General features: G+C 41.8%; 9 protein-coding genes. 4 read left to right on the top strand and 5 right to left on the bottom strand.

The window, feature by feature from the left end; translation table 11 throughout:
- Window positions 1-50: 50 nt before the first annotated feature.
- The 4 genes from D6774_04000 to D6774_03985 all read left to right on the top strand — a co-directional run bounded on the left by D6774_04000 (window position 51) and on the right by D6774_03985 (window position 2,676).
- On the top strand, window positions 51-341 hold the full coding sequence (locus tag D6774_04000; GenBank protein RME77592.1) for a hypothetical protein: 291 nt from the start codon (window positions 51-53) through the stop codon (window positions 339-341).
- Window positions 341-748, top strand: coding sequence for a hypothetical protein (locus D6774_03995; GenBank protein RME77591.1), 408 nt, complete (start codon window positions 341-343; stop codon window positions 746-748). Before D6774_04000 ends, D6774_03995 begins: the two co-directional genes overlap by 1 nt.
- 285 nt (window positions 749-1,033) lie before the next feature.
- Complete coding sequence (locus D6774_03990) at window positions 1,034-1,726, top strand: hypothetical protein (protein RME77590.1); 693 nt, start codon at window positions 1,034-1,036, stop codon at window positions 1,724-1,726.
- Window positions 1,723-2,676 carry a sodium:calcium antiporter gene (locus D6774_03985; GenBank protein RME77589.1) on the top strand — a complete coding sequence of 318 codons (954 nt, stop codon included), beginning with the start codon at window positions 1,723-1,725 and terminating at the stop codon, window positions 2,674-2,676. Before D6774_03990 ends, D6774_03985 begins: the two co-directional genes overlap by 4 nt.
- Before the next feature lie 91 nt (window positions 2,677-2,767).
- Here the strand turns inward: D6774_03985 and D6774_03980 are convergent, their stop codons facing one another.
- From D6774_03980 to D6774_03960, 5 genes are all read right to left on the bottom strand, one after another.
- Entirely contained in the window at window positions 2,768-4,330 is a 1,563-nt protein-coding gene (locus tag D6774_03980) for a 2-oxo acid dehydrogenase subunit E2 (GenBank protein RME77588.1), read from the bottom strand.
- On the bottom strand, window positions 4,323-5,294 hold the full coding sequence (locus D6774_03975; GenBank protein ID RME77587.1) for an alpha-ketoacid dehydrogenase subunit beta: 972 nt from the start codon (window positions 5,292-5,294) through the stop codon (window positions 4,323-4,325). Before D6774_03975 ends, D6774_03980 begins: the two co-directional genes overlap by 8 nt.
- A complete protein-coding gene (gene pdhA / locus D6774_03970; GenBank protein RME77586.1) occupies window positions 5,291-6,397 on the bottom strand; it encodes a pyruvate dehydrogenase (acetyl-transferring) E1 component subunit alpha in 1,107 nt (368 codons plus the stop codon). Before pdhA ends, D6774_03975 begins: the two co-directional genes overlap by 4 nt.
- Window positions 6,398-6,533: 136 nt before the next feature.
- Window positions 6,534-7,475 (bottom strand): lipoyl synthase, encoded by a 942-nt coding sequence (gene lipA / locus D6774_03965; protein RME77585.1) that lies wholly within the window; start codon window positions 7,473-7,475, stop codon window positions 6,534-6,536.
- Window positions 7,472-7,726 carry a hypothetical protein gene (locus D6774_03960; GenBank protein ID RME77584.1) on the bottom strand — a complete coding sequence of 85 codons (255 nt, stop codon included), beginning with the start codon at window positions 7,724-7,726 and terminating at the stop codon, window positions 7,472-7,474. The genes lipA and D6774_03960 overlap by 4 nt, the downstream gene beginning before the upstream one ends.
- Window positions 7,727-7,940 lie beyond the last annotated feature (214 nt).

The following is a 7,940-nucleotide window of genomic DNA, read 5'->3' as shown; positions in this document are numbered from 1 at the left end:
TTTATAAACTCTCTTCGGGTTTTATATACTTTGAGTGCGTATATAATTCTATGATTGAGCTTGGCGGAAACATTACTCTTGTAGGCTTTTCTGATCTTGATGACGGCTCTTTAATCATTCTTAAAAAAATGGTGGGAAACTCCGTTCGCAAGATCCAGGACAATTCTCAAAATTTCGAGGGATTCACACTCACTTGCAAAAATGTCCACTCGGATAATAAGTTTGAATTACATGCAAAGCTTATTGATAATGGCAAAGTGATCACTTCGCAAGTTACGGATTTCAATCTTTTCTACACCCTTGACAAAGTACTCAAAGCAATACATGCACAGCAATCATAATGCTTGATCCCAGGTTCGCATCACTTGGCATTGCTGATTGCATGGACGACGTTAATGCGCAAAAAGCAAGAATAGGACTCTACCTTCTTCACGCCATGGAGCAACATGACGAAGTAGAGCAAGGAACACTTGCAGATATTGTTCTTAACTCAACTCTTGTCCTTAACGGTGTGCGTGTAACCCCTCGAAACGTGGGTCTCCTAATCAGAGAGCGACCTCAAGACATCATCCCCTTTTGTGTGCATACCTATACCGTATTTTCACTTCCTTATGAGAAGAGCAAAGAATTCTTATCAATAGAGTGTGCGGATTCACTTAGAGACTTTCACTATCCTCCCAATATCCACCATCATCTCGTCGACCTTATGCGCTACTATCACATAATACACCAAAACTTGTTTGACTAAACAACCACACATTTATAAATTAACTTTGCATCACTGCATTAAAAAGAGGTGATTTTCATGAAAGAAAAACCAAAAAAAGATTCTTGCTCTATGAATTGTTGTAGGACTGCTGTGAGTTGTCCTTTCTGCACAACGCTACTTGGACTTTTAGTTATTGCTAACGCGTACTGGGGCTGGGTTAGCTGGGCAATGTTCATCGGGATCATTCTTGTCCTCTATGGACTCTCACTGTTCTCCTGTGCTTGCCCAGGAAAACATTGTTGTAAAAAGTAGATGAGCAGATAGATGGATAGCGATAAACTCAAAAGCTACATCTCGGACTTCGTCTACGGAGGAACTGACGGCACTGTTACAACCTTCGCAGTAGTTTCAGGTGTGGCAGGGGCAGCTCTTGCCCCTTCAATTGTTATTATTCTTGGTCTTGCGAATCTTCTTGCAGATGGGTTTTCTATGGGCGCTTCATCATTTCTTGCCTCACGAGCAGAACGGGAGAATGAGCAACGTATTAAACAAAGAGAAAAACTCCTTATTGAAAAGGAGCCTGCTTTGCAAAAAACAATTCTTAAACAAAGCCTCTCGGACAGGGAATTTCCGCCCGCTCTTCTCAATAACATCATAGATCATCTTACCAAGCAGAAAAAAACATTTCTCTCAGCAATTCTCGCGCACAAGTACAACCTTCACGCAACCAATAATAAATCCCCTGCGTCTTCTGCCCTTATGACTTTTCTTGCATTCATCCTCATTGGAAGTATTCCTCTTCTTCCCTATCTGATATCACTATTTTACCCTCTTAGCAATCTTTTCATGCTCTCTATTATCTTCACCACTCTTGCTTTCATCGTCATAGGTGTTGTAAAAGGGTATGTTGTTGAGATGAGTAAGACAAGATCTACCCTTGAACTACTCCTTGTAGGCTGGCTTGCAGCAGGAATTAGTTATGGTATAGGATTCTTGCTCAGAGGTCTTGCAGGATGATCTTAGAGCTTTTCTTCCTCATAGCAGGAATCTTCTTTCTTGTTAAGGGAGCAGATCTTCTTATTGAGGGAGCATCTTCGCTTGCAAGAAAACTAGGTGTTTCTGAACTCATAGTAGGTCTTACTATTGTTTCTTTAGGAACATCCCTTCCTGAGCTTATGGTAAATATTTTTGCCGCGTTTGAAGGTAGTTCTGATCTTGCATTTGGTAATGTTATTGGTTCCAATCTTGCAAACACTCTTCTCGTGTTGGGAGTAGGTGCAATCATCTATTCTATTAGTGTTAAACAAGACACCGTCTTTAAAGAGATCCCGTTCAATATCCTTGCAGTTGTTGCTCTTGCAACGCTTGCAAATGATGCCTATATAGACCACATTACGCCAAGCCAACTCTCGCGTATTGATGGGATTATGCTATTGCTATTCTTTGGCATCTTCGTCTACTACCTTTTTGAAATTGCACGGTCCTCAAGGGTCCCCTCTCTTGACGGTGTTTCAGCCACTTTCACCAAATTACTTACGCAAATAGGCATTGGTGCCATTGGTCTGTTTATCGGCGGGGAGTGGGTTGTTGATGGTGCGATATACGTTGCAAAGACGTTGGGAGTATCTGAATTTCTTATTTCAGCAACCATTGTTGCGTTTGGAACATCTCTTCCAGAACTGGTAACCACTATTGTCTCTGCAATGAAGAAAAACGTAGACATCCTTGTTGGAAACATTATTGGTTCCAATATTTTGAACATTTTTCTTATCCTAGGACTTACCGCAGTAATTAAACCAGTTCTTTTGCCTGCTCAAATAACCTTTGATATCTTATTCCTCTTAGTAAGCACGTTCCTTTTCTTCTTCTTACTTTTGGGAAAAGGTGCGCGTTTACGACGAAAACATGGAATTATTTTCGTTCTTTCCTACCTCTTCTACGTAGGATTCATCGTTATGCGTGGATAGATCGCACCTATACACTCACCTCACGAACGAAGTCTAAACAAAGCTGTGCACAGGTGTTCAAAGCACGTCGTTCTTTTGTTGTCCTTTGAGACTATTTTTCTTCTACGAGAATCTTGTGAGGGTCTTCCAAGTATTCTTTGAGTGTGTTTGCAAAGCGAGCAGCCTCAGCACCATCAACAATGCGATGATCAAAGGTGATGCTAAACGGTAGAATGAGACGTGCGTAGATCTTACCCTCTTTTACAACAGGCTGTTCTGTTGCGCGCCCAAGACCAAGTATTGCTGATTGCGGGTAGTTGATCACAGGCGTTGCAAACCTTCCACCAATAGAACCATAATTAGTAATGGTAATAGTTCCGTTTTTCATTTGTGCAGGGTCAAGTTTTCGCTCTCTTGCCTGTTCTGCTAACTCTTGGATTTCTTTAGCGATTTCTTGTATTGATTTGTCTTGAGCTTTGACAATCGTAGGAACTAATAACCCGTCGGGAGTGTCAACTGCAATGCCCACGTTATAGTATTTGTAGATGATAATATCCTCGCCTCTAAGCTCAGCATTGAAAAGAGGGTGTTTTTCAAGCGCCAAGCAAAGTGCTTTTGTTATAAACGCAAGAGGAGTGAGTTTAACATCAAATTTCTCGTAATTCTTTTTCTCTTTATTTCTAATGTCCATAAGATCTGTGATATCTGCTTCATCATGATGTGTTACAGGAGCGGTATTCATGTGACTTCGTACCATACGCTCACCAATCGTTTTGCGAATACCCTTGTAGGGAACGTAATCAAGATGTCCAAAGAAATTATATTTGAGTTTTTTTAGAGGTTGCGGGTGATGTTTTTTCTGCAAGTCTTTCACAGCCTCTTTACCCGCATGATCTTCATCTTTTTTGATGGCGCTTTCTTGTTCAGTGTTTTCTTGTTTTGCTTCACGTTTTGCTTCACGCGTACTTTCTTTATTTGCAGCAGCCAAAACATCTTCAAGAGTAACCAGACCATCTTTTCCCGTTCCTTTTATGGATTCTATGTCAACACCCATGCTTTTTGCTACTGCTCGCGTTGCAGGAAGCGCTTTTACCCGCGTTGATCTTTCTTTTGATTGTTTAAGCTTGTAATGTTCTTCTTCCGCTGCTTCTTCAAGACTTCCTACAACTCCTGTTGAGGTAAATTGATCTTTTGTTTCTTTTTGCTTTGTTTCTTTTTGTTCTGTTGCTTCTTGTTCTGAAGTATCCTTGCTTACACGCTCTGCATGGGATGATTTATTTTCCGAAGGCGAAGAACTTGACGTAGTGTTTTTTTCTCCATCCCTCTTGTTGCTTGTGAGTGGAGCACTCGTTGATGTTTTTTCTTGAAATTGTTTATCTTCGTCTTGAGCTGCCACATCTTTCTTTTCGGTGCTTTCTTGGTTTGCTTGATTTACCTTGTTCTCGTCGTCAAGAACAACAATAACATCACCTACTTTGATCGTGTCTCCTTCTTTTGCGCGTAGCTGAGTTACTACTCCTGCTTCTGGGCTTGGCCATTCAACTATTGCTTTGTCTGTTTCAACTTCTGCGAGAATATCGTCAACGTTTACTTTATCACCTACTTTAACGTTCCATTTTACAAGAACGCCTTCCGAAATACCTTCTCCTACGTCGGGAAATTTAATCTCAATCAAAATGCATCACCTTATCTATTGCTTTGAGTATGCGTTCTTTGCTTGGTAAGTAGAGTAGCTCGTTCTGGTAGAGCGGAAAAATCGTATCAAACCCTGTTACTCTTTCTATTGGTGCGAGTAATGAGGTGAGCGCTTTTTGCACTACTTGTGCTGCGATTTCTGAAGAAACACTGCATTCTCTTGGTGCTTCTTGAACGATGACAAGTCTTCCCGTCTTATTCACTGAGTCGATGATTGTCTGTGTATCAAGAGGTGAAATAGTTCTTAGATCAATGATTTCAGCAGAGTACTCGCTTTCTTCAAGAGCTTTTTTAACGTCTCGTAGCATTGCGCCCCACGTCACAAGAGTAAGATCGGATCCTTCGTTAACAATGTTTGCTTTTCCCAGTTCAATCTCATACGCTTCTTGAGGAACCTCTTCTTTGATTGCACGATACACCCGTTTGGGTTCAAGAAAAATAACAGGGTCGGGATCTTTTATTGCTGCGAGTAGTAATCCTTTTGCATCATAGGGCCCTGAAGGCATGACCACTTTGAGTCCTGGCGTGTGTGCGTAAATTGCTTCCATACTCTCAGAGTGATGTTCAAGTGCTCTGATTCCTCCTGAACAAGGTGATCTCAAAACAAGAGGAACAGCGTATTTTCCTCTGCTTCTTGTACGCATACGTGCTGCGTGAGAGATAAGTTGATCAAAACCAGGGTAAATAAAGCCTGAGAACTGTGCTTCACATACGGGAATCATTCCCCCTATTGCAAGTCCGATAGATGTTCCGAAAATTCCCCCTTCTGAGAGAGGAGTATCAACTGCTCGTTCTTCCCCGAATTCTTGTTGTAATCCTGAGGTTACTCTGAAAACCCCTCCTTCTTTTCCTACATCTTCGCCAAGGATCATGACGCGCTCATCCTCTTTCATTGCTATGCGCAAAGCGTCGTTGAGTGCTTCAACCATGTTCATCACAGTCATTTCTCATCACCTTGTGCATTGTTTGATGTTGAGTTAAGTGTTTGTTGAAGTTCTTCAAGTTGTTCTTTAAGAGCAGGAGTCATTTCTTTGTAGGTCCATTTGAAAATATCTTCAGGCGTTGGTGTTTCGCTTTGCGCGTCTTTTACGGCTTGTTCCACTTCTTCTTTTGCTTGTGCTTCTATGCTCTCTTTGAGATCTTGATCCAACCAGCCTTGTTTTTTAAGATAGGTTTCAAAACGAAGAATCGGGTCTTTTTTCTTCCAGCGTTCAACTTCTTCGTCCGTTCTATACAGTGTAGGATCATCTGCCGTTGTGTGTGGGCCTAGCCTGTACGTGTAGAATTCTAAGAGTGCTGGTCCTTTTCCCTCGCGCGTCCAGGCTTTTGCTTCTCTTGCAGCAACATAGACGGCAAGAGGATCATTTCCATCAACAAGCATTCCAGGAAAACCATACGCGCAGCTTTTTTGAGCTAAGTTTTTTGATGCTGTTTGTTTTGTAACGGGGAGTGAAATTGCGTATTGATTATTTTGAGCAATGAAGACTACGGGTACTTTGAATACTCCTGCAAAGTTCATTGCTTCATGGAATTGTCCTTCAGAAGTTGCACCGTCACCAAAATAGGTGAACACTGTTGCTTTGTTTCCTTTGATTTTTTGCGCCCAGGCAATACCTGTTGCGTGTAAAGGGTGAGATCCCACGACAATGGAGACGGGGAGAAATTTATCCCTATTGGGCTGGTTTCCTATCTCATTACCTCCATAGTATTGAAAGAATTTTTTCATCTCATTTCCTGCAGAGATGAAAAGGCATTGCTCTCTGAATGCGGGAACAACCCAATCATCGTCGTCAAGAAGAAGTGCTACGGGTGCTTGACAACCTTCTTGCCCTATTGCTTGTGCAAAGGTTCCCAGTTTTCCTGAACGTTGGAGTTTGAACGCTTTTTCATCCATGGTACGTGAGCGCACCATGTTCTTGTAGATTGTCATGCACTCTTCTTGAGAGAGTTGAGGATCGTACTCATTTGTAGAGCCGTCTTCATTCAGAACAGTGAACATGTTGTTTTCGTGCGGGTTGAATGATTCGAATAAGTGTTCTTTTGTCATTTTTTCTCTTGTTGTTTTCGCTCTTGTTGTTTTTTCTTGTAGGTGTTGAATGATAAGACCATTTTTTGCTCACGCAAAAAATAGGAGACTCCCTTGCGTCGATGAGGGTGGTGGGTGGGGCGTAGTGGTTGGAGCATTATGAATCACCACCCCTTATGATCTGTTCCATAAACAATTCTCCTGCTTTGTAACTGCTTCGCACGAAGGGGCCTGATGCAACAAAGAGAAAACCCATTTTTTTCGCTTCTTCTTCATAGAATGCAAATGTATTAGGATGAACATAGGATTGGAGTTTGATGTGTCTTTTGCTTGGCTGCAAGTATTGGCCGATGGTGAGGATATCAACACCAGCACCTCTTAAATCGCGCATGGTCTCCAGCACTTCTTCTGGGGTCTCACCAAGACCCACCATGATTGATGATTTTGTATACACAGCATGCTTTTTCTTTACGTAGGAGAGTACTTTGAGTGTTTGGTCATAACTTGCTCTTCTATCTCTTACCATTGGTGTGAGACGTCGCACGGTTTCAATGTTATGCGCTAAGACCTGCGGTTTGGCGCTGAGGATGATATCAATGAGATCTTCTTTTCCTTGCATATCAGGAATGAGAATTTCAACGAGAATATCGCGTTTCTTAATCTCTTCAACGCATTTTTTGAGATGTTGTGCTCCTTGATCGGGAAGATCATCTCTTGCAACACTTGTCATCACAACATAGCTAAGTCCCATTTCTTGCGCTGCGCGAGCCATGTTTTCAGGCTCATAAGGATCAAGAGGTGCTATCTTTGTTGCTGCTTTAATCTGGCAGAACCTACAACCCCTACTGCAAGTATCCCCCATCGCCATGAACGTAGCAGTGCCTCCTGACCAGCATTCGCTCATATTAGGACAGTGGGATTCTTCGCAAACAGTGGTGATGTTATATGCTCTAAGAACTTGTTTGACCTCGCTGAATCTTTGCGTGGGAGGGCGGATCTTAAGCCACGCAGGTTTGGTTGCAGTGCCTGCATTTGTTGATGCTACTAACGGTCTTGTTAGATCAGGTTCAACAATGCTAACATCTGCTTGGAATTTCATGAGAAAAAAGCTTGTATTTCCTCTTCGCTGACATCTCCGCAGAGATAGTTGTCATTATCCGTATTGATGATGAAGGGCAGTTGTGAGCATTTCCCTTCTGCGAGTCGCATAAGCTCTTCTTGGTTTTGCGCGTTGTGATACGTTTCTTTTTTAACTACTTCCACACCTTTTTCTTGTGCTATTTTATCCACCGTTGGTTCAATCTTGTGGCAGGTTGCGCACTCAGTTCCATAGAAGAATATAATGGTCATTGGTTTCACCTCTTTTATAGGAAGAAGTAAGAAAATGTGCTTTAAAAATGTTCGTATAACTTGTGCTTAAACACTCCTTATGAGTAGAAAAGATTATTTATAAAGTCTTTTTATAGTTTGCTTCACATGACCTTTACCGAGATCATAATAAGCATACTCTCCTACTTATGGTTACTTTTCAAAAAATGGCTCTCCCTTTTCGCAGCGCCCTTTG

The sequence above is a fragment of the Candidatus Woesearchaeota archaeon genome, assembly GCA_003695435.1.
Classification (GTDB): domain Archaea; phylum Nanobdellota; class Nanobdellia; order Woesearchaeales; family UBA11576; genus J101.
Note: the sequence above shows the minus strand (reverse complement) of the source record. Positions and strands in the feature narration are given on the sequence as shown.